Raw genomic sequence first — 17,747 nt, 5'->3', positions numbered from 1 at the left:
TCCCCGCCACGTGGTGCGAGGCACACCACCTCGTCGAGTGGTGGCGCGGCGGACACACCGACCTCGACCACAGCGCTCTCCTGTGCCCGGCACACCATCACGCGATCCATTGCGGGGACTGGACCTGCACCCGCGACGACCACGGACGCCTCACTTTCACCCCGCCGTGGCCCGTGACCCCACGGCTGATCACCAACCCGTACCACCGCGGGATCTGACAAGCGGTCGTCCGGCAGGCTGCTGTCGGGCGGCGCGCAGCCGTCTCGGCCGGCGCCGGCCCGGGCGCGGAGCCGGTCGGCGCTCACCCGGTCGGCCCGCGTCCTCAGGGCCAAGCCCGCGTCGCCAGGCCCAGCCCCGCGTCGTCAGGCCCCGAACCGCTCCCGGAGGTACCCCGCGTACCCACCCGGCGTCCGCCCGACCCGGCGGCCCGACGTGAGCACGTCGACCTCGTCCGAGGGCACCTCGCGGACGCCGCCGAGGCGCCGGGCGCGCGCCACGAGCTCGACGTCCTCATGCTCGCTCGCGGGCCCGAACCCGCCCGCGGCCAGGTAGACGCTCGCGCGCACGCCGAGGTTCGCGCCGTGCACGTGCCCGTTCGGCCGGCCGGCCACCCGCGTGGCAGCCCACGCCGCCAGCTGCTCGGACGTGAGATCGGCCGGGTCCGGCCGCACGGTGCCGATCACGAGGTCGGCACCGTCGTCGGCGAGTCGCGCGTGCGTGCGCAGCCAGGTCGCCGGGACCACCGAGTCGGCGTCGGTGCACGCGAGCCACGTCGCGGACGGGGGCGCGGGGCTGCGGCGCAGCGCCGCGGCCACGCCCTCGGCCCGCGCCCGCCCGACGTCGCCACGGGCGTCGGCGTCGAGCGCGAGCACCCGGACCCGCGGGTAGCGCGACGCGACGGCGGCGCTCCCGTCACGACACCGGTCCAGCACGAGCAGGAGCTCGACGCTCACGCCCGGTGGCTCCAGGGCGGCCACGAGCGCGTCGAGGCACCGCGCGAGCAGCGCCTCCTCGTCGCGCGCGGGCACCACCACGGCCACGTGCCGGATCGGCAGCGGCTCGGGGAACGCACGCACGACGGCGGGCGACGCCGACAGCGCGTCGCTCGCCTCGACGTCGGGCACGCGTTCGGCGCTCACGGAACCAGCCCCGTCCGCTGCGCGACGGACCGGGGGTCGGCGCACCACACCTCGAGCAGCAGGTCGTCCTCCTCGTGTCGGACCAGGCGGCGCAGGGAACCGGCGAGCTCCTCGGCGAGGATCCGGTGCACCTCGTCTCCGGTCAGGGGGTAGTCGGTCACCGGGTGGCGCCAGTGGCAGGCGAGCAGCGTGCCGCCGGGCTCGAGCGCCGCGAGCAGCCGCCGCACCGCGCCGCGCAGCGCGGGCCGGGACAGGTAGTAGCCGACCTCGGAGAGCACCACGAGGTCGAACGCACCCGGCGGCAGCGGGTCGCGCAGGTCGTGCTGGAGCACGTCGACGCGCGCCGAGGCGGGTCCGAGCCGCTGCTGGATCCGGTGCCGGGCGCGCTCCACGGCCGCGAGCGCCGTGTCGGTGGCCACGAGCTCGCCGCACCGCTGCGCCAGCTCGGCGGTGAGCACCCCGATCGAGGCGCCGAGCTCCAGCGCGCGGCGGTACCGCGCGGCGGGCAGGGCCGCGAGCGTGAGCGCGCGCTTGCGCTCCTCGTACCAGCGGTCGACGAAGCCCCACGGGTCCTCGTGCCGGGAGTACGTGCCGTCGAAGTAGTCCGCGGCAAGGCCGGCGTCGGGCGCGGCGGTGGGTTCGCCGTCGGGCACGACGACGAGCGCGACGTCGCGGTCGAGGCCCGCCACGAACGCGGGGTGCAGCGGCGCGGCGTCGCGCGGGTCGGCCGACAGCGGGACGACCTGGCTGGCGTGCGCGCGCGTGGCGCGCACGGTGCGCAGGGCGGCGGACGCGCTCAGCGGCAGGGCCCGCAGCCGCGACCAGGGGACGAGCTCGTGCGCGGGGTCGGCCCAGTGCCACAGCCAGATCGGGTACTCCCACAGCAGCACGCCGCGCTGCTCGGCGAGCTCGGCGGCGACCTCGCCGACCACGCGGTGGTCGCGGTGCGCGTCGCCGCGGTAGGGCGCGAGCACGAGCGCGAGGTCGCCCACGGCGTCGAGCGCGGCGGCGAGGTCGCTGCGGATCGCGTCGCGCACCTCGTCGGTCGCGCCGTCGGGGTGGCCGAGCAGGGTCACCGGGGAGTCCGGCGAGAGGTGCCCGACGGCGTCCCGCACCTCCGCCGCACGCCTCGCCACGAGCGCGGCGGGGGTCAGCGTGGGCGAGTCCGGGTGCGAGGCGGCGCCGTCGGTGACGACGACGACGTGCGCCGGTCGACCGGCGTCGGCGAGCATGGCGACGAGGCCGCCGGCGCCGAGCGTCTCGTCGTCGGGGTGCGCGGCGATCACCACGACCGTGCCCGTCAGCGGCAGGCGCGGCGCGGGCAGGTCGGCCCAGCGAGGGTCGGCCTGCCACGCCTGTGCCGGCGTGCCGGGGGCGCGGCCGTCGAACGCGGGCGGCCTCGCCGTGCCGGCCGGGGCGGTCACCACGGCGCCGCCTCGGGGGCGGGGTGGGCCTCCGTGGCAGCCTCGGCGACGAGCTTGCGCCCCAGGGAGGCGTCGTCGCGCTCGGCGTGGTGCTGGCGCACGTAGAGCTGCAGGTCCGCGACGCGCTTGGCGTGCTCGGCGTCGGTCGCGAGCGGCGCCGGGCCGAGCGCGTGCCCGACGGCGGAGATCACGTCCTCGCAGACCTGCGCCACGGTGCCGCGCACCCGCAGGGCGAGGATCGGGCCGGCCGTGTCGGCTGCCCCCGCGTCCACGGCGGCGGCGGCCTCGGCGAGCACGGCCCTGGCGGCGTGCAGTCGACGGTCGACGGCGCCGAGCGCGGCCGCGAGCAGCGCGTCGTCGAGCGACGAGCCGTCGCCACGCGCAGCGGTCTCGGCCGCCCGCCGCCACAGGGCGCGGGCGACGCCGACCGTTCCGCCGTACCAGCACGCGGCCACACCGAGCCCACCCCACCAGAAGCCGGGCCGGTGCAGGTACCAGCCGGCCTCACCCACGGCGGCCGCCCCGACGCCGTCGAACCGCAGGCCGGTCGAGCGGATCTCGGTGAGCCCGCGGGCGGCCCACTGCGTCCCGTCCGGGCTGACGCCCGGGTGGTGCAGGTCGACCGCGAACAGGCCGCGGCGGTCCCCGTCCAGCCACGCGGTCACGAGTGCGGCGTCGAGCCGGTGCCCGAGCGAGCACCACGGCTTGGTGCCGTCGAGGCGGACGGCGTGCTCGCCGTCGGGCGTGGGCGTGGCGACCACACGCACGCCGGGGCCCTCGGCCGCGAACACGCCCCACGAGGCGTCGCCGCGCGCCGCGCCGCCGGGCAGTTCGCTGCGCGGGGTGCCGGCCTGGTCGAGGATCGCGGCGGCGTCCAGGTGCGGCTCGACGGCGCGCGCGACGGCGAGGTCGCGCGCCGCCAGGGTGGCGAGCAGCTCCCAGAGGGCGAGGGTGCGGCCCTCGCCGGGCCGCCAACCCTCGCGCGCCCACGCCGGGGCGAGGACGAGCGCGTCGTCGACGGTGTCGGGCAGGGGGTCGGGCAGGTGCATCGAGAGGTCGCCCGGATGGTGTCCGGGCTGGTCGGCGGACGTGCCGGCGTGGCTCGGAGCGAGCCGGACGACGGCGTGGCGTGGCATCGCGAACCTCCTGGCGCTCGTGGTGGGCCGCCTCGTGCACTCCCGGCGGTGACGTCCCAGCGCACCGCGCGGACCTGTCGGCACGCTACCTCCACACGGGTGGCAGTGACAGGGGCCACCGGCGCGAGGTGCCGACTGGCCGCCACCGGCGCGAGGTGCCGACTGGCCGCCACCGGCGCGAGGTGCCGACTGGCCGCCACCGGCGCGAGGTGTCGACTGGCCGCCAGGCCCCTGGAAGCCGGTCCCAGGGCCCCTGGACCACCGGGTGGCTGTCGCTGTGACTGGTCGCTCCGACGGATTGACTGGTCCAGAGCCCGATGGCTGCGCGCCTCACCGCGTCACCGCAGGTCACAGCCCTCGGGCCGGGAACAGTGGCCGTTCGCGAAGATCTGACCAGTCAACTCGTCGGGGCGACCAGTCAATCCGTCCGGAGCGCCTGACCTCCGCAGGTCAGTCGCCGTTGCGGGGGCGCCGGCGGTCGCGCTTGACCGAGCCGCGCAGCTTCTTCGCCTCGAGCCGGCGTGCCTGCGAGCCACGGGTCGGTCGGGTCGCGCGTCGAGCGCGCGGCGGCGGCGCGACGGCCTCGGCGACGAGCGCGGCCAGCCGGCGCCGCGCCGCCTCACGGTTGCGCAGCTGCGCGCGATCCTCGGACGCCACCACCGTGAGCACCCCGCGCACGAGCCGGCCCGCCAGCCGCTCGAGCGCTCGGTCGCGCTGGAGCTCGCTCAGCGCACTCGACGCGGCGACGTCCCAGGACAGCTCGACCCGCGAGTCGGTCGTGTTGACGCCCTGGCCGCCCGGACCCGAGGCGCGCGAGAAGCGCCACCGCAGCTCGCCGTCGGGAATCGTGAGCGCGGCCGTCACGCGGAGGCCGGGCGATCCGGCGGCGTCGGGCACGCCACCATGGTCCGCCATCGGGGCGCTTCCGCGGGAGCGCCCGCCGTAGGCTCGCCGGGTGGAGCGCGCATGAAGGTCCTGGTCATCGGCGGCACCGGCGCGTTCGCCTCGCGGGTCACCGCGGCGTGCCTCGCCTCGGGCGACGACGTCATGGTGGTCTCGCGGGGGCAGCGGGCCACGCCGGCCGACCAGCAGGCCGGCCAGCGGACCGACCGGACCACCGAGCGCACGGACGCCGGGCGACCCGGCGCCCTCACGTGGCTCCAGGCCGACCGCGCGACCCTCGCGAGTCACCAGCGCGAGGTCGAGGCGTTCGCGCCGGACGCCGTCGTGGACGCGATCTGCTTCGACGCCGCGGGCGCCCGGCTCCTCGCGCAGGTCAGCGCGAGCGCGCGCCGCGTCGTCCTGATCAGCACCGTCGACGTCTACGGCGAGGAGGTCGGTGCCGAGCCGGTCACCGAGGAGCGCGAGCCCGCGCCCGTCACGCCGTACGCCCGCGGCAAGCTCGCGGCCGAGCGCACGCTGCTGGACGCCGTCGGGCCGCGCGCGACCATCGTGCGCCCGAGCCACATGCTGGGCCGCGGGTTCCGCACCGCGGGGCTGTGGGGGCGGACCGAGCACGTGGTCGCCCGGCTGTGCGCCGGGCGCCCGGTCGCGGTGCTGGACGGCGGACGCGGCGTCATCACGCCGGTCTGGGCCGGCGACGTCGCCGCCTGGGTCCAGGCGAGTCTCACCGCACCGCGGGCGGACGGCGAGGTGGTCAACGCCGTCGGCGGCGAGATCACCACGATGCGGCGCTACCTCGAGGCGATCGCCGCGCACCTCGGCGTCACGCCGCGACTGCTTCCGGTGCCTTCGACCGTGGTCCGCGACGCCCTCGGGACCGCGGCACAGTTCGCGTTCCACCGGCCCTACTCCTGCGCCAAGGCGGTGCGGCTGCTCGGGCACGAGCCGGCCGGCACCCTCGCGTCCATGGTCGCCGAGACCGTCGACGCGATGCCCGTGCGGCGGCTCGGCGTCGACACCGACCTCCCGCCCGAGCTGCTCGCGGCCGACGCCGCCGAGGACGCGATCGCGGAGGTGGTGGACCGGCAGGCGCGGGAGCTCGCCGTCGTGCTCGCCGCGAACGACCCGCGCTGACCAGCGCCGACCAGCTGGCGAGCGCCGCGCGCCGGCTACTCGTGGAACCCGACGAGCCAGCGGATGCCGAACCGGTCGGTCACCTGACCGTCGTGGTCGCCCCAGGCGCGGCGCTGCAGCGGGTCGGTCACCGTGCCGCCCTCGGCCAGGGCGGCGAACCAGGCGCGCATGGTCGTGGGATCGGCGGTGCCGAGCAGGGCGAACAGCACGCCCGAGGGCACCTCGGCCGGCTCGCCAACCGAGGCGACCGCGGCGTCGGAGGCGAACAGCTCCACAGGCCCCTGGAGCATCCCGTGCGCAATCGCGTCCGGCGGACCGTCGGTGCGCCCGAAGTCCTCGTACGTGTGCAGCACGAGCTCGCCCCCGAACACGTCGCGGTAGTGCTCGAGCGCGCCGCGGGCGGTGCCGGGCAGCGACAGGTAGGGCGTGAGGCCGGTCATGCGGGAGACGATAGATGCTTGATCGCCTCGCGACGCGACAGCGGGCTCAGCCCCGGGTGCGCCTCGACGAACGCCCGCACCCAGTCCGGGTCGGTCCTGGAGTACTGCCGCAGCGCCCAGCCGATCGCCTTGCGCAGGAAGAAGTCGGGGTCGGCCTCGTTCGCCTCGATCACGGCGGTGAGCAGGTCCGTGTCGGTCGCCGCCTTCTGCTCGAGCTGCGCGATCACGGCGCTGCGCCGCAACCACCGGTTCGGCTCCCGGCTCCACGCGAGCAGCACGGGCGTCATCTCCGCGCGATGCGCCACCAGCAGCTCCCCGATCCGGTGCATCGCCTCGTCGGTGTGGTCCCACCAGTCGCCCGTCACGATGATCTCGCGGTGCAGGTCGAGCCAGTCCAGCCGCGCCCGCGCCACCGGCAGCGTGAGCAGCGCCTGCGCCGCGTAGCGCTCCTCGCGCCAGTCCGCGCCGCACCACAGATCGACGACGGCGTCGCGCACCTCGTCCGCGTCGGGCGCCGGCTGCGCGGCTCGCGCGATCGCCAGGGTGATCTTCCGGGTGTCCCACAGTCCGACGCCGAGGAACGGCATCGTCGACTTCATGTACGCCTGCATGCCAGGCGCCTTCTCCGGGTTGCGCGCGGCGACGAGCGCGGCGCGGATCGTGTCGGCCAGCGAGGAGGGCAGCGGCGACGGCGGGGTCATGACCGGACGGTAGGGCAGAGGCTGGGCCGCGCGGGCGGAAACGGCCACACTGGGCCGATGACCGAGGGCGACGTCACGAGCGGGGGTGCGCTCGACGTCGCCCGCGCGCTCGACTGGCGGCTGGAGCGGCACGCCCTGGCTCCGGTCGCCGGGACGGACGCCGTCGACGTCGTGCGTCGCGTCGTCGCGCAGCGCGCCTGGCCGCGCGAGGCCGCCGAGGCGTCGGTCGCGGTGCGGCTGGCGGTGCCGCTGACGGTGCCCGCGGGCGGTGACGACGGGGCGGCCGACGCCGGCACGCTCGATCGCGCCCTGGCCGCCGGCACGCTCGTGCGGGCGTACGCGTTCCGTGGCGGCTCCTACCTCATGGCGCCCGACGACGCGGCCGACCTCCTCACCGTCCGCTGCACCACGCGGATCTGGGAGACCGCGCGCTACCAGGCGCAGGTCCACTTCGCCCTCGCGGACTGGGCGCCGCTGCGCGCGGCCGTGCGCGACGCGCTCGCCGACGGGCCGCTCATCCGGCCCGAGCTCGCCGACCACCTCGCGCGCACGCCTGACCTCGCGCACCTGGCGCAGGCCGCGGCGAGCGGTGCCGGCTCCGACGCCCTGATCAAGCCGCTGCACTGGTGGCGCGACGTCTGCTTCGGCCCCGACCGAGACGGCCTCACCACCTTCCGCCTTGCCACGACGGCCCCGTCGGACCTCGAGGAGTCGCTCTCGGACGCGGCGATCGACGCCGCGGGCCGCCGCAGCGTGCTGCGCTACCTCGCCTCCTACGGCCCCGCCACCTGGGCGAACCTCGACTACTGGCTCACCGAAGGGCTGAGCGTGCCGCGCCGCCGGCTCCGCACGTGGGTCGCCGAGCTCGGCGACCAGGTCACCGAGGTGATGCTCGACGGCGAGCCTCGCCTCGTGCGTTCGGCCGACCTTGAGCAGATGCGTGGGGTTGCGGGCGTGCGCCCCGCCGACTCGGGCGGCTGTGGCGGTACGGCTGGCGCGGGCGGCAGGGTCGGCGGGGGCAGCGCGGGCGGCTCGAGCTTCGACGGCACCGCCGTCGTGCGTCTCCTGCCCGCGTACGACCCGTGGACCCTCGGGCCCGGGACCGCGGACGCCCTCGTCGTCCCGCCCGCCCGGCGCGCGCTGGCCACCCGCGGCAGTCCGCTCGTGATCCGCGACGGCATCGTCACGGGAGCGTGGCGCCGCGTCCGAGAGCGGGGTCGGACGCGGATCGTCGTGACCTGGTTCGCCGAGAGCGGCGCCGCGCCGGAGGCCGCGCTCGCCGCGGAGGTGGCGCGACTCGGCCGCGCCCTGGGCGAGGCGTCGGAGCTCGAGCTGGAGCTCGCCGTCGAGCCCTGAGCGCGCGGACCCGCCGCGCGTCGCGCGGCCTCAGCTCCCGTCGATCACCGGCGAGAGCGCCGCGACGTCGGCGAGCAGGTCGACGTCGGCCACCGTCTTGTCGTCGCGGTAGCGCAGCACCCGCGCGAACCGCAGCGCGACGCCGCCGGGGTAGCGCGTGGAGACCTGGACGCCGTCGATCGCGATCTCGGCGACGAGCGGCGGGTCGACGAACACCGTCGAGGCGGTCCGCCGCGACTCGCGCGCAAGCAGCTCGGCGGTCTGCCACGTCAGCATCGCGTCGGTGAGCCCCTTGAAGGTCTTGCCGAGCATCACGAGGTTCCCTGCGCCGTCGCGCGCCGCGAGGTGGAGGTTCGAGAGCCAGCCGGTGCGCCGCCCGTACCCCCACTCGGCGCCGACGACGGCGAGGTCGAACGTGTGCCGCGGCTTGACCTTGACCCAGGCCGAGTCGCGGCGACCGGCCGCGTACGGCGCGTCCCGGCGCTTGACGACCACACCCTCCCAGCCGACCCCGACCGCGCGGGCGAAGACCTCGGCGGCGCGCTCCGCCGTCGTGACGACCTCGCGCGGCACCGTGAGCTCGGGCGGGACGAGGGCGGCGAGGGCCTCGGCGCGCACGTGCAGCGGCTCGTCGAGCAGGTCGCGGCCGGCCACGTGGAGCACGTCGAACGCGAAGAGCGCAACGGGCAGGCCCGCGGCCGCCTCCGCGTCGGTCGTGGCGGTGCGCGCCGCGATGAGCTGGAAGGGCACGGGGCGGCCGTCGGGCCGCAGGGCGATCACCTCGCCGTCGAGCACGAACGTCGACTCCGGCAGCGCCCGGGCCTGCGCCACGACCTCCGGCAGTCGATCGGTGATGTCGTCGAGGCTGCGGGTGAACAGCCGGACCTCGTCCGCGCCGGCTGCGCCAGTCGTGCCGTCCCCCGGCCAGCGGTGGACCTGCACGCGGATGCCGTCGAGCTTGGCGTCGACGAACGCGGGCAGGCCGGACTTCGCGACGGCGTCGCTCGGGTTCGGCGCGGCGGCGGCCAGCATGGGCTCGACCGGGACGCCGACGGTGAGCCCGATCGCCTCGAGCGCGGCCTGCCCGCCGGCCGCGACCGCCCGCGCGGCGCTCGCCGTCGAGCCCGCGAGCATGGCGGCGCGGCGCACCAGCGCGAGCGGCACCTCGAACGCGGCCGCGAGCGCGTCCTGCACGAGCGACGCCGAGGCGCCCTGGCGCACGTCGCCCAGCACGAGCGCGCGCAGGTACTGCTGCTCCGCCGACGTCGCCGCCTCGAGGAGGTCCGTCAGGGCGGCGTCGCGCCGGGCGCTCGAGCCCGCGCCGGACTCGGCGGCGATGCGCTCGAGGCGGGCGTCGACGTCGCGCACCTCGAGGGTGGGCTGGGGCGCGGGGTCCGGCAGCGCGGCGAGCGACGCCCACCCCACGCCGGTGCGGCGCTGCCGCAGCGACCCCGCGAGGTACGTGGCGACGAGGTCGATCTCCTCGGGCTCGGCCAGGCGCAGGACGTCCGCGAGGATCGCGCGCTTGGCCAGCCGCGACGGCGTGGCGGCGACGGCGGTCGACGCCCGGACGATCGCGAGGAGGAGCACGCGCGCGAACGTACCCCGGGGCGGCGGGCTCCGGAAGGGTCGGGATGGGTGGGCGAGCGTTCCCGGCCACGAGCTCTGGCGCCCTACCGGGGCCCGACGGCGTGGAGCGCCGCCGAGTACGGCGCCCGCCGGGCGGGCTCGTCGCTGAGCACGCGGAAGACCAGCGCCCGCAGCATGGCCTGGCGCGCGCGGCCGGACCCCCACCCGCGCAGCGCCGCGGCCGGGGCGCCGAGCCAGGTCACGGAGTCGAGCACGCAGATCGCATCGGCCCACAGCGCGGGGCGCCAGGTGGGCGCGAGGTCGATGACGAGCGCGGATCCTCGCGCGTCGAGGAGGACGTTCGAGGCGAGGTCGCGGTGCACGAGCTGGTCGGGGCCGAGGGAGACGTCGGTCATCAACGGCGCCAGGTCGGCGAGCGTCGCCGGGAGGAGGTCCGGGAGTGCGGCAGCCGGCGCGAACGCGACGGCCTCGGCGCGGTCCCACCGGCTCGCTCCCGACGCGGGGGGCAGGGACAGGGCGGGCAGCGGGGCGCCGTCGGGACGGGCCGGCACGGCCGAGGCGAGGTGCGCGTGGAGGAGGCGACCCGCGGCGAGGGCGACGTCGAGGTCGTGGCACGCCTCGGCGTCGGGCTCGAAGCGCGTGGCCGCCCAGCCCTGCACCACCCACTCCCCGTCCCGCGCCGGGACCGGCATCGCGAGGCGGAGCGGGCGGCGCCCGGGGGCCAGGTCGAGCTCGTAGGCCAGGCGCGCCTGGACGGGGCTGAGCCAGGACTGCAGCGCGGGGTCGCGGTCGGGGCTGAGCGCGAGGTCGCCCGCGCGGACGGTGCCGCCCTGACCGCCGGGGAGGCGTTCGACGTCGTCGGGCACCGCGAACCGGTCCAGGACCTCCGGCGAGGGCAGGCTGCGCAACGGGAGCGGGAGTGGTGCGGTCACCCGTCCAGGATCCCGCACCCGCGAGCGTCGGAGCGCGGGTGGAAGACTGCAGGCGTCATCTCACCCGCACTCACGACCGGAGGCCACTCGTGCTCGCCGTCGCTCTCGTCCTGGGCGGTCTCGCCGCCGCGCTGCACGTGTTCATCTGGTACCTCGAGAGTGTCGCGTGGACCGGACCGCGCGCCCGCGCCACGTTCGGCACCACGCCCGAGCAGGCGGAGGCGAACCGCGAGATGGCGTACAACCAGGGCTTCTACAACCTCTTCCTCGCGGTGCTCGCCATCGTCGGCATCGTGCTCGCGGCCTCGGGACGCACGACGGCGGGCCTCACCCTCGTGCTCGCCGGCACCGGGTGCATGCTCGCCGCGGCGCTGGTGCTGCTGCTCTCCTCGCCCGACAAGCGCCGCGCTGCGGTGACACAGGGGACACTCCCGCTGCTCGCCGTCGTGGCGACCGTGGTGGCGCTGGCCGCCTGAAAGGACGGGCGAGCGGCTCGCGCGGTTCTTCGCCGGCCGCAGCGGGAACAAGCGGCGGTACGGGGAGCTGCTCGCCCGCGCCGTGCCGGTCGCGGACGTACCGGCGCCGCTCGCCGGGCTGCTCGCGGCCCTGTCGGGGCCGTCCGACGGCCGGCCTGGTGCTGACCGCCGTGCGTTCTGACTGGTCGCCTCGGCACATTGACTGGTCAGGTCTCGCGCGCTCCGACGCCGTTCTCGCGACAGGCCCCTGACCTGCGGCGATGCTCGGGGCCGGAAACACCGTCGGCGCCCGGACCCATCTGACCAGTCAATGTGGACGGGCCTCCAGTCAATCCGTACCGCACCCGCGCGGGGGAGGCGCCCGTCCGCTGCCTGACGAGGCACCCGAACGTTCCCGAGCACGCCGGAGCCTGGTCAGCCGAGCTCCTGAACCTCCGCGGTCCGCTCTCCTCCGGCGTCCCCGGTGTTCATGGTGCCGCGCGGCTCGATGAGGATCGCCTGCACCTCACTCTCGGCCCTGGGGCAGTGCTCGACACCGCGCGGCACCACGAACACGTCGTTCGAGTTGAGGACGACGTCGCGGCCGCGCAGCTGGATCGTCAGCTGCCCACTCACCACGAGGAACAGCTCGTCGGTCTCGGGGTGGCTGTGCCAGACGAACTCACCCAGCAGCTTCACCACCTTGACGTCGTAGTCGTTGACGCTGGTCAGCCGGTGTGGCTGCCACGGCTCGGAGAAGGCGGCGAGGGCGTCGTGCACATTCCGGACATCACGGGTCACCGGCCCACCGTAGCCACGCCGCCAGGTCCGACATCGCCCGCCCGGGTCGCACGGGCCGGGCGGGCCCGGTAGACCCGACGCGACCGGTGGGGCCGAGCCGGCCCGGGGCGGGACCGGCAGCGCCCGGCGGGCCCCGCGGCTAGGCCGGCTCGGGCCCAGCCACCAGGCAGCCGAGGACCCCCTCGACGCACTCCTCGAGCGACGCCTCGGACGTGTCGAGCCGCAGGTCGGCGGGCATCTCGTCGCGCACCCGGTCCCACCGGTCGTACTCGCGGCGCAAGAACGCCGGGTCGCGTGAGACCCCCCGGGTGGGGTCGGCGAGCGCGCGCTCGAGGGCGGTTGCGTACGCGACGGTGAGGACGAGGGAGAAGGTGGGCTCGGCGTCGGCCGCGTCACCGCGAGCGTCGGCGACCGCCGCGTGCAGGGCGGCGGCCTCCTCGGGGCTGCCGACGCCCTCGGCGACGACGACGTCCAGCGGCGTGCCGAGCCACTGCGCGACGACCGAGCGGAAGATGCGATGCGCGTCCTCCCAGTCCGGGAGGGTCGGCAGCGCCATCTCCGCGATCTGGTCGAGCTCGACGAGCGCCACGCGGGCGCCGTCGCGCCGCAGCCGCTCGGTCAGCGCGCGGGCGAGCGCGCTCTTCCCGACCGCTATCGGCCCCTGGACGAGGACGAGGCGTGCGGTCATGCCTGAGTGTCGGGTGAGGCGTCGCCCGAGGTGTCGGGCTCGCCGTCGGCCCCTGGCTCAGACTGCGCGTTCACCTGCGCGAGCTGGAGGAGGTTGCCGCAGGTGTCGTCGAGCACCGCGACGGTGACCGGGCCGAAGTCGGTGGGCGGCTGGGTGAAGACGACGCCGAGGGCGGTGAGCCGCTCGTGCTCGGCGGCGAGGTCGGCGACGCCGAGCTGGCAGCAGGGGATGCCGTCCTCCAGCAGCGCGGCGGCGTAGGCAACGGCCGCGGGGTGACCCTTGGGCTCGAGCGAGATGTTCGTGGCGCCGGGGTTGCCGGGCTCGGCGACCGTGAGCCAGCGTGCCTCCCCCAGCGGGACGTCGGCGGTGACCTCGAAGCCGAGGACGCGGGTGTAGAAGTCGGCGGCGTGGGCCTGGTCGTCGACGAAGATCGTCGCGGCCTGCAGTCTCATGGGTGCTCCTGGGGTGACGGGGGTGACGGGGGTGGTCCGGCTGGCGAAGGCGGCGGCGGGCTTGCGGAACCCGTCGGCGGCCACCGGGTGGTGATCCGCTCGAGCGGTGCGGGGGTCAGGGTGTGCAGCTTGTAGCGACCGCGCCGCTCGGTCCTCACCAGGCCGGCGCGTTCGAGCACGTCGAGGTGCTGGGACACGCCCTGGCGGGAGATCGAGACGGCGTGGTTCATGACGAGGCGCGAGCAGATCTCGAACAGCGTCTGGTCGGGACGCTGGGCGAGCTCGTCCATGATCAGGCGACGCGTCGGGTCTGCCAGGGCCCGGAACAGCTCGGCGTCGTCGTCGACCACATCCACACGATAGGCAAGTGCGTGCTTGCCTGTCCAGCACCGCGTGATCGTCGAGTGAACACGGGACGGGCGCCCGCCCGCGGTGCGAGACTCGAGCGGTGACGGGCGTCCCCCTGACGTGGTCGGAACGCGCGGAGCTCGCCTCGGACGTCGGTCCCGATCCCCGGTTCGTCGGCGCGATCCTGTCTCTGGCGGACGCCGTGCCCCTGGCTCGCCTGCGCGAGCGGGTGACGACGCGAGCGCTGGACGTGCCGAGCCTGCGACGCGTGCTCGTCGACCCGGGTGGTCGACCGCACTGGCTCCCGGCCGCGGGAGACCTCGGGTCGCACGTCGACCTCGCCCCTCTCGACGGCGGTCCCCTCGCCGCCACCGCGGGCCTGCTGTGCCGCGACCTCGATCCCCGCCGCCCGCTCTGGCAGCTCACCCTCGTCGCCGACCCGGACGACCCGCCGGGCGCGGGGCGGTGGCTCGTCGTGCGCGTCCACCACGCGGTGGCCGACGGCCCGACGGCGATCGCCGAGATCCTGCACCTCCTCGCCGACATTCCGGTCCGCGCCGTCGACGACGGCGGGGCGCTCTCCTCGAGGCACCTCGGCACAGCAGGCTTCGGACGCTCGGCACGGTGGATGCCGCCAGGCGTCGGACTCGTCGCCGCTCTCGCGCCACGCTCCCCCCGGACCTCGCTGCTGCGTCCCATCGCGCCCGGGTGTGAGCTCGTGGTGCTGCGCCTCGACCTCGAGGCCGTGCACGCCGCCGGACGCCGCGCGGGCGGCACCGTGAACGACGTCCTGCTCGCCGCCGTCGCGCTCCTGCACGGCGCACTAGCCCGGGAGCGCGGCGAGCGCCTTCGCCACGTCACGGTGTCGGTCCCGGTGATGTGGGGCGGGAGTCGGCGACGCCGCAACACGGTCGGGCTGCTGCGAGTCGCGGTACCGGCGCCGGCGACCGGCGAGACGGCCACGTCGTACATCTCGCGGATCGCGGCGCGGACGCGCCGGCGCAAGGCGCTGCTCGTCGACGACAGCCCCGCCCGGCTCACGGCGCCGGTGACGGTAGCGCTTGCGCGCCTTGGGCTGCTCCGGCCGCTGATGGCGCGTCAGCGGCAGATCACGACGCTGCTCACCAACGTCCACGGGCCGGTGGGCTCGGTGGAGGTGTGTGGCTCGCGCGTGCGGACGATCGTGCCCCTGACTCCCGCGGCAGGGAACATCCCGGTGGTCGCCGCGGCCCTCAGCTACGGGACGCAGCTCGTCCTCACCCTGCGGATCGACCCGACGGCGCTCTCCGCCGAGGGTGTGCGCCGCGTCGCCCGCGCGGCTGTCGAACGCGTCGCGCCGGGGAGCCTCCGCGACGACGACTGGTGAGCCGACCGCGCTGCGGTGGCTCGCCGTCGTGCGCGGTATGCGCCCGAAGAGGTGGTGCGTGACGCCGCTGGGGGTGGGGATCGCCTCGTGGTGGAGTCGGTCGTCGAGCTCGTCGGGCGAGGCCGACAGGCGTGAGCCGCCGCCGACCGCGACGTCGCAGACGGCGACAGCGCGACGGACGCACCGGCGTCATACTGCGCGGATGAGCGCACTCCCCGTCGCGTCCTCGGGCCGACGATGGCTGGTGCTCGCCGCGGCGTGCGGCCTGGTGCATGCCGCGTTCAGCGCGTACTGGGCCTTCGGCGGCACGTGGCTGGCCGAGACGGTCGGGCAGTGGGCTCTGGACTGGTACCGCGCGGCGCCGACGACGGCGATGGTGGCGCTGCTGGCGATCGCCCTGCTGAAGGCCACGGTCGCCGTCGGGCCACTGATCAACGAGTCGCACCCGCTGCCCGGATACCGCTGGTGGCGCGCGCTGTGCTGGCTCGGGGGCACGGTGCTGCTGCTCTACGGCCTGGCCAACATGGTCGGGGCATGGCTCGCCATGGCCGGCGTGGTCGACTCACCCGCCGCGTCCAACCGTGCGGCGCTGATCGGTCATGCAGCGCTGTGGGACCCACTCTTCGCGCTCTGGGGCGGGTTCCTGCTGGCGGGCTTGGTCGCGACGCGGGCGGCTCGTCGCCGCCCGGGCGCGCCGTAGCGGCCGACTCGTCCGGTCGCTCGCCGTCGTGCGCCGTCAGCGCCAGAAGAGGTGGTGCGTGACGCCGCTGGGGCTGGGGATCGCCTCGTGGTGGAAGCGGTCGTCGAGCTCGTCGGGCGAGGTCCACAGGCGCGAGCCGCCGCCGACCTCGACGTCGCAGACGGCGACGTGCATCGCGTCCACGAGGTCGGCGTCGAGGAACTCGCGGACGGTCTGGGCGCCGCCGCCGAGTCGGACATCCCTGCCGTTCGCGGCCGCCTTGGCGAGCTCGAGGACGGCGGCGGGCTCGTCGTCGACGAAGTGGAACGTGGTCTCGCCGCGGCTGAACGAGGGTCGCGGGTGGTGGGTCAGGACGAAGACCGGGGTGTGGAACGGCGGCTCGTCGCCCCACCAGCCGCGCCACTCCTCGTCGAGCCAGGGGCCGCGCAGGGGGGCGAACTTGTTGCGGCCCATGATCTCGGCGCCGATGTTGTTGCCGAAGTCGCGGGTGAAGTAGTCGTCGAGGCCGCGGCTGCCGCCCGGGTCGGTGCGGTTGGGCCAGCTGGCGGTCGCGCCGGCCCATGTGAAGAAGGCGGCGGGATCGGCGGTGCCGAAGGGGCGCTCGAGGCTCTGGCCCTCGCCGGCGCCGTAACCGTCGCGGGAGACGGTGAAGTTCTGGACTCGGAGCAGCTGCGTCATGGTGGGTGGACCTTCGCTCGGGGGCGGAGTCATCGGCTCGACGGCCATCATCGGCTCCTCGCGTTCTCCAGCGCGCACCGGAGGTAGTGCTCGACGGCGGAGATCATCTCGTGGGCAACCGAGCCGTCGGAGTGGCCTGCGTCGTCGAGCTCCCCGTCGAGGATCCCCTCCCCCTTTGCCCGCCGGCCGGCGCGCGGCTCGGCCACCGTTACGGGCGTGCGTCGGGGCAGCGCGAGTGCGGCTGGCCTCGGCTGGTCCACGGCGTCGCGCTTGGTCGGGGCCGCCGGGACTCGGCGCTCGGCGGCGACTGCGGTGTCGCACCGGGGGCCCGACAGGCCAGGCGGCTCCGGCTGCCGACCTGCTGGTTCGCGGTCGCGGTCGCGGTCGCGTTTGCGGCCAGTCGGACCACGCCGTTCAGCCCTGTCTCCCGGCTCGGCGTCCAGCCGCGGTCGAGCGTCAACCGTTCCCCCGGGCAGGGGTGGGGCGGTGGAGTAGTAGCGGTGGCCGGTGGGGGTGCGGGTCTCGACGGTGTGGCGGGTCGTCGTGTCGGGTGCGTCGCTGCGGCTGCGCATCGACGCTTCGCCGCTGTCGGGTGTGCTGCGGCTGTGCGCCGACGCTTCGCCGCTGTCGGGTGTGCTGCGGCTGTGCGTCGGAGCGTGGGCGGCGTCGGGCATGTTGGCGGCTCGGGGTGAGGCTCCGTCGCCGGCCGTGACGCGTTGGGTCCAGTCGGGTGCTTGTTTGGCGTGGTTGCAGGCTTCGCAGAGGCCTTGGAGGTTGGTGGCGGTGGTGGGTCCGTCGACGTTGGCGGGGGTGATGTGGTCGATGTGGCGGATCGGGGCGTCGCACCAGGGCGTGCGGCAGGTCGTGTCGCGGTATCGGATGAAGCGGGCGAGGTTGGGTGGGGCGCAGCGGGATCGGGAGTCCATCGCGGCGAGCTCGCCGGTGCTGGGGTCGCGGAACAGGCGGCGTAGCCACACCCCGACCTCCCGGTCGTTGCAGCCGCCGTTGGCGGCCGCGGTGCTGCTCTCGGCGTCGCCGGTGCTGGTGCTGCTCTCGGCGTCGCTGGTGCCGTTGCTGCTCTCGGCGTCGCCGGTGCTGGTGCTGCTCTCGGCGTCGCTGGTGCTGGTGCTGCTCGAGCGTGTGCTGGTGAGGGTGGTGTGGATGAGGGTGCGGGCCCAGGGTGCGGGGACGGGTGTGCCGGCCAGGCCCGGGGTGTTGAGGGTCGCGGGTTCCTCGGCACCGGGTGTGCCTTCGGGTGCGAGGAGGGTGGCCTCGGTCATGACGAGTCCGACGTGCACGGGGACGGGGTCGGTGGGGGCGCGCCCGGTGAGGCGGGTGGTGAGGGTGTCGGCCATGGCCTGGCCGCGGCTGGTGGCGTGTCCGGTGCTGACGGCGGTGTCGGCGGCGGCGCGTAGGGCGGTGTAGGCGGCGATGCCGTCCTTCATCGGCAGCAGGGCGGTGAGGTAGGTCATCAGGTCCGGGGCTGGGCGCAGGGTCACGGTGC

Annotated in this window: 19 protein-coding genes and 1 pseudogene; 6 read left to right on the top strand and 14 right to left on the bottom strand. The window is 75.9% G+C overall.

The annotated features are described in order from the left end of the window. A pseudogene (locus FH969_RS15500) lies at positions 1 to 218 on the top strand (HNH endonuclease signature motif containing protein); the annotation flags it as partial. Positions 219 to 362: 144 nt separating this feature from the next. On the opposite strand, the gene FH969_RS12680 reads toward FH969_RS15500, so the two are convergent. From FH969_RS12680 to arfB, 4 genes are all read right to left on the bottom strand, one after another. Further along, complete coding sequence (locus FH969_RS12680) at positions 363 to 1,139, bottom strand: glycosyltransferase family 2 protein (protein ID WP_246071930.1); 777 nt, start codon at positions 1,137 to 1,139, stop codon at positions 363 to 365. After that, positions 1,136 to 2,566: a PIG-L family deacetylase gene (locus FH969_RS12675; protein WP_139987471.1), complete on the bottom strand. Its 1,431-nt coding sequence runs from the start codon at positions 2,564 to 2,566 to the stop codon at positions 1,136 to 1,138. The genes FH969_RS12680 and FH969_RS12675 overlap by 4 nt, the downstream gene beginning before the upstream one ends. Further along, complete coding sequence (locus FH969_RS12670; RefSeq protein ID WP_180359794.1) at positions 2,560 to 3,699, bottom strand: acyl-CoA dehydrogenase family protein; 1,140 nt, start codon at positions 3,697 to 3,699, stop codon at positions 2,560 to 2,562. Before FH969_RS12670 ends, FH969_RS12675 begins: the two co-directional genes overlap by 7 nt. A gap of 450 nt (positions 3,700 to 4,149) precedes the next feature. Continuing rightward, entirely contained in the window at positions 4,150 to 4,614 is a 465-nt protein-coding gene (gene arfB, locus FH969_RS12665) for an alternative ribosome rescue aminoacyl-tRNA hydrolase ArfB (RefSeq protein WP_108718725.1), read from the bottom strand. A 51-nt stretch (positions 4,615 to 4,665) separates the two neighbouring features. On the opposite strand from arfB, the gene FH969_RS12660 reads away from it, so the two are divergent. Next, positions 4,666 to 5,736 carry an NAD-dependent epimerase/dehydratase family protein gene (locus FH969_RS12660; RefSeq protein WP_180359793.1) on the top strand — a complete coding sequence of 357 codons (1,071 nt, stop codon included), beginning with the start codon at positions 4,666 to 4,668 and terminating at the stop codon, positions 5,734 to 5,736. Between the two features lie 35 nt (positions 5,737 to 5,771). On the opposite strand, the gene FH969_RS12655 is transcribed toward FH969_RS12660, so the two are convergent. Beyond that, positions 5,772 to 6,176: a VOC family protein gene (locus FH969_RS12655; RefSeq protein ID WP_139987469.1), complete on the bottom strand. Its 405-nt coding sequence runs from the start codon at positions 6,174 to 6,176 to the stop codon at positions 5,772 to 5,774. Then, positions 6,173 to 6,877, bottom strand: coding sequence for a DNA alkylation repair protein (locus FH969_RS12650; RefSeq protein WP_139987468.1), 705 nt, complete (start codon positions 6,875 to 6,877; stop codon positions 6,173 to 6,175). The genes FH969_RS12655 and FH969_RS12650 overlap by 4 nt, the downstream gene beginning before the upstream one ends. 57 nt (positions 6,878 to 6,934) lie before the next feature. On the opposite strand from FH969_RS12650, the gene FH969_RS12645 reads away from it, so the two are divergent. Further along, positions 6,935 to 8,233 carry a DNA glycosylase AlkZ-like family protein gene (locus tag FH969_RS12645; protein WP_139987467.1) on the top strand — a complete coding sequence of 433 codons (1,299 nt, stop codon included), beginning with the start codon at positions 6,935 to 6,937 and terminating at the stop codon, positions 8,231 to 8,233. A 30-nt stretch (positions 8,234 to 8,263) separates the two neighbouring features. Here FH969_RS12645 and FH969_RS12640 read toward each other — a convergent pair whose 3' ends face one another. Beyond that, positions 8,264 to 9,823, bottom strand: a complete 1,560-nt coding sequence (locus FH969_RS12640; RefSeq protein ID WP_139987466.1) for an ATP-dependent DNA ligase — start codon at positions 9,821 to 9,823, stop codon at positions 8,264 to 8,266. Between the two features lie 83 nt (positions 9,824 to 9,906). Continuing rightward, the gene (locus tag FH969_RS12635) at positions 9,907 to 10,755 is read right to left on the bottom strand and encodes an aminoglycoside phosphotransferase/kinase family protein (RefSeq protein ID WP_180359792.1); all 849 of its coding nucleotides are present in this window, start codon (positions 10,753 to 10,755) and stop codon (positions 9,907 to 9,909) included. Positions 10,756 to 10,844: 89 nt separating this feature from the next. Here FH969_RS12635 and FH969_RS12630 point away from each other — a divergent pair, with 89 nt between their 5' ends. Then, positions 10,845 to 11,231 (top strand): DUF1304 domain-containing protein, encoded by a 387-nt coding sequence (locus FH969_RS12630; RefSeq protein ID WP_139987465.1) that lies wholly within the window; start codon positions 10,845 to 10,847, stop codon positions 11,229 to 11,231. Between the two features lie 414 nt (positions 11,232 to 11,645). Here the strand turns inward: FH969_RS12630 and FH969_RS12625 are convergent, their stop codons facing one another. The 4 genes from FH969_RS12625 to FH969_RS12610 all read right to left on the bottom strand — a co-directional run bounded on the left by FH969_RS12625 (position 11,646) and on the right by FH969_RS12610 (position 13,501). Next, a complete protein-coding gene (locus FH969_RS12625; protein ID WP_139987464.1) occupies positions 11,646 to 12,011 on the bottom strand; it encodes a cupin domain-containing protein in 366 nt (121 codons plus the stop codon). A 139-nt stretch (positions 12,012 to 12,150) separates the two neighbouring features. Continuing rightward, entirely contained in the window at positions 12,151 to 12,699 is a 549-nt protein-coding gene (locus FH969_RS12620; RefSeq protein ID WP_139987463.1) for an AAA family ATPase, read from the bottom strand. Continuing rightward, entirely contained in the window at positions 12,696 to 13,151 is a 456-nt protein-coding gene (locus tag FH969_RS12615; RefSeq protein ID WP_139987462.1) for a VOC family protein, read from the bottom strand. Before FH969_RS12615 ends, FH969_RS12620 begins: the two co-directional genes overlap by 4 nt. Beyond that, positions 13,148 to 13,501 (bottom strand): ArsR/SmtB family transcription factor, encoded by a 354-nt coding sequence (locus FH969_RS12610; protein WP_246071928.1) that lies wholly within the window; start codon positions 13,499 to 13,501, stop codon positions 13,148 to 13,150. Before FH969_RS12610 ends, FH969_RS12615 begins: the two co-directional genes overlap by 4 nt. 98 nt (positions 13,502 to 13,599) lie before the next feature. Between FH969_RS12610 and FH969_RS12605 the strand changes: the two genes are divergently transcribed. Continuing rightward, positions 13,600 to 14,865 carry a WS/DGAT domain-containing protein gene (locus FH969_RS12605; RefSeq protein WP_139987461.1) on the top strand — a complete coding sequence of 422 codons (1,266 nt, stop codon included), beginning with the start codon at positions 13,600 to 13,602 and terminating at the stop codon, positions 14,863 to 14,865. Between the two features lie 202 nt (positions 14,866 to 15,067). Continuing rightward, a complete protein-coding gene (locus FH969_RS12595; RefSeq protein WP_139987460.1) occupies positions 15,068 to 15,565 on the top strand; it encodes a DUF3995 domain-containing protein in 498 nt (165 codons plus the stop codon). A 36-nt stretch (positions 15,566 to 15,601) separates the two neighbouring features. Here FH969_RS12595 and FH969_RS12590 read toward each other — a convergent pair whose 3' ends face one another. Together FH969_RS12590 and FH969_RS15850 are read right to left on the bottom strand one after the other, a co-directional pair. Beyond that, entirely contained in the window at positions 15,602 to 16,243 is a 642-nt protein-coding gene (locus FH969_RS12590) for a dihydrofolate reductase family protein (RefSeq protein WP_139987459.1), read from the bottom strand. Between the two features lie 47 nt (positions 16,244 to 16,290). Continuing rightward, the coding region (locus FH969_RS15850) for an HNH endonuclease (protein ID WP_246071926.1) at positions 16,291 to 17,747 on the bottom strand (1,457 nt) is incomplete at its 5' end.

The sequence above is a fragment of the Miniimonas arenae genome, from assembly GCF_006351005.1.
GTDB lineage: Bacteria > Actinomycetota > Actinomycetes > Actinomycetales > Beutenbergiaceae > Miniimonas > Miniimonas arenae.
Note: the sequence above shows the minus strand (reverse complement) of the source record. Positions and strands in the feature narration are given on the sequence as shown.

What these genes read in the sequence shown, in the direction of transcription:
- FH969_RS12620 (WP_139987463.1), bottom strand. Translation starts at nt 12,699, where the DNA reads ATGACCGCACGCCTCGTCCTCGTCCAGGGGCCGATAGCGGTCGGGAAG.
- FH969_RS12615 (WP_139987462.1), bottom strand. Translation starts at nt 13,151, where the DNA reads ATGAGACTGCAGGCCGCGACGATCTTCGTCGACGACCAGGCCCACGCC.
- FH969_RS12595 (WP_139987460.1), top strand. Translation starts at nt 15,068, where the DNA reads ATGAGCGCACTCCCCGTCGCGTCCTCGGGCCGACGATGGCTGGTGCTC.
- FH969_RS12650 (WP_139987468.1), bottom strand. Translation starts at nt 6,877, where the DNA reads ATGACCCCGCCGTCGCCGCTGCCCTCCTCGCTGGCCGACACGATCCGC.
- FH969_RS12660 (WP_180359793.1), top strand. Translation starts at nt 4,666, where the DNA reads ATGAAGGTCCTGGTCATCGGCGGCACCGGCGCGTTCGCCTCGCGGGTC.
- FH969_RS12590 (WP_139987459.1), bottom strand. Translation starts at nt 16,243, where the DNA reads ATGACGCAGCTGCTCCGAGTCCAGAACTTCACCGTCTCCCGCGACGGT.
- FH969_RS12645 (WP_139987467.1), top strand. Translation starts at nt 6,935, where the DNA reads ATGACCGAGGGCGACGTCACGAGCGGGGGTGCGCTCGACGTCGCCCGC.
- arfB (WP_108718725.1), bottom strand. Translation starts at nt 4,614, where the DNA reads ATGGCGGACCATGGTGGCGTGCCCGACGCCGCCGGATCGCCCGGCCTC.
- FH969_RS12655 (WP_139987469.1), bottom strand. Translation starts at nt 6,176, where the DNA reads ATGACCGGCCTCACGCCCTACCTGTCGCTGCCCGGCACCGCCCGCGGC.
- FH969_RS12670 (WP_180359794.1), bottom strand. Translation starts at nt 3,699, where the DNA reads ATGCCACGCCACGCCGTCGTCCGGCTCGCTCCGAGCCACGCCGGCACG.